This window comes from Janthinobacterium sp. NKUCC08_JDC (genome assembly GCF_019345575.1).
GTDB classification, from domain to species: Bacteria; Pseudomonadota; Gammaproteobacteria; order Burkholderiales; family Burkholderiaceae_D; genus Janthinobacterium; species Janthinobacterium aestuarii.
Genome location: NZ_JAHKQW010000053.1, coordinates 1 through 315, shown reverse-complemented (window position 1 = coordinate 315; position 315 = coordinate 1). Strand labels below are relative to the sequence as shown.

At 63.5% G+C, this 315-nt stretch carries 1 protein-coding gene; it reads right to left on the bottom strand.

Features of this window, described 5'->3' with window-relative positions; translation table 11 throughout:
• Positions 1-315, bottom strand: a 315-nt coding sequence (locus tag KO538_RS29070) for a hypothetical protein (protein WP_219330446.1), incomplete at both ends; no start/stop codon positions are given.

Here is a 315-nt window from a genome sequence, read left to right as displayed (position 1 = left end):
CTGGCCGAGATGACGGCTTTGTTCGTCAGCACATCGCCGCTGCGCGCCGTGATGGCGATATTCGCCGCCCCCGTCTGGCTGCCAGACAGGTCCACGTTGGCGCCCGTCAGCAAGGCGCTACCTGCTGCCAAATTCTGGCCACTAGCCTGCAGCACACCATCGGCATTGATGGTCAGATCGCCCGCCGTGCCCAGGCTGCCATCCGCTTTCACGCCGGCGCCCAGCAGACCGCTGCTGGTGATCTTGCCAGCGGATATATTGGTGTTGTTGACGGACGCGATGGAACCTGTGTTGTTGAGCAAGCCGCCCACCGTC